At 76.5% G+C, this 1,275-nt stretch carries 2 protein-coding genes; one reads left to right on the top strand and one right to left on the bottom strand.

Annotated elements, in window-relative coordinates:
* On the top strand, positions 1 to 359 hold a 359-nt coding region (locus CCN39_RS50540), incomplete at its 5' end, for an SDR family NAD(P)-dependent oxidoreductase (RefSeq protein WP_491844444.1).
* A gap of 161 nt (positions 360 to 520) precedes the next feature.
* On the opposite strand, the gene CCN39_RS48580 is transcribed toward CCN39_RS50540, so the two are convergent.
* On the bottom strand, positions 521 to 1,114 hold the full coding sequence (locus CCN39_RS48580) for a hypothetical protein (protein WP_244211372.1): 594 nt from the start codon (positions 1,112 to 1,114) through the stop codon (positions 521 to 523).
* Positions 1,115 to 1,275 lie beyond the last annotated feature (161 nt).

Genomic DNA, 1,275 nt, shown 5'->3' with positions numbered 1-1,275 from the left:
ACCGCCGGCTGCGCGCCGCGGGCAGCGGCAGCCGCAGCATCGTGGTGCACCCGGGCGGAGCCCTGGATTCCCTGACTCCCCCACGGCCAGGGATCCACGCGCGCTCGACGTCGGCGCGGCTGCGCGGGCTTCCCGCCGGGCTGCTGCTGCACGGCAAGGACGCGGGTGCCTGGCCCGCGGTGCGCGCGGTGCTCGACCCCGACATCGGCGGCGGGGAGCTCTGGGGCCCGCGGCAGTTCGGCCTGCGCGGCGAACCACGGGCCGAAAAGCCGCACGCGCACATGACCGACCCCGAGTCCGCCGCGGCGCTGTGGTCGAGGAGCAGCGAGCTGACCGGCGTCGACCCGGCACCCCGCTGAGTACGACGGCAAGAAGTGGTCGCGAACACCACGGCGCGCCGATCCGGTGAGCACGACAGCGACAAGTGGTCACCAACACCACGGCGCGCCCGATCCGGCGAGTACGACGGCACAAGTGGTCGCCAACACCACAGCGCGCCCGATCCGGGAGGTTCTGCCGCTCAGTAGGCGAGGTCCAGCGGACTTGCCGAGGGCGGGCCGTCGAGGTGCCACTCCGCTCCTTCGCGGACGAAGCGGTACCAGCGCGCGTCGCGGCCGTAGCGCAGTTGCAGTTCCCCCTGGGTCAAGCGGTTGCGCCAGATCTTCGGCTTGCCCGGGAGGCCCGCGTCCGCCAGGATTTCCTGCCCTTCGGCCAAGGGGCCCGGCCCCGGCTGCCAACTCTCGCGCAGCGCGGCCAGGCCGCCGCGGCCCGCTTCGCGCCAGGCCTCGGCCCAGCGGGTCAGGTCGCGGGGCGGCAGGCGCGCCGCGGTGGCCAGCGCGGTGATCTCCGCGCTCGTGCGGCCGGCCGCACGGCGGGCGAGGTCTTCCTCGAACGTCAGCTCCGCCGCCGTCGGGCCGCCGGTCAGGAGGTCTCGGGCCAGGGAGGCCGCGTCCGCCGCGAGGGCGGACAGCGCCGCCGCTGTCCAGCCGGTGTCCGGTGGCGGGTCGAGGTCCAGGACCGCCGGCGGGCCGACGGCGGCGGAGCTGACGTTCGAGGAAGACCTCGCCCGCCGTGCGGCCGGCCGCACGAGCGCGGAGATCACCGCGCTGGCCACCGCGGCGCGCCTGCCGCCCCGCGACCTGACCCGCTGGGCCGAGGCCTGGCGCGAAGCGGGCCGCGGCGGCCTGGCCGCGCTGCGCGAGAGTTGGCAGCCGGGGCCGGGCCCCTTGGCCGAAGGGCAGGAAATCCTGGCGGACGCGGGCCTCGCGGGCAAGC

The organism is Amycolatopsis kentuckyensis (assembly GCF_002155975.1).
Lineage (GTDB): Bacteria > Actinomycetota > Actinomycetes > Mycobacteriales > Pseudonocardiaceae > Amycolatopsis > Amycolatopsis kentuckyensis.
The sequence above is the reverse complement of the archived record's forward strand: the minus strand, read 5'-3'. Positions and strand labels throughout refer to the sequence as shown.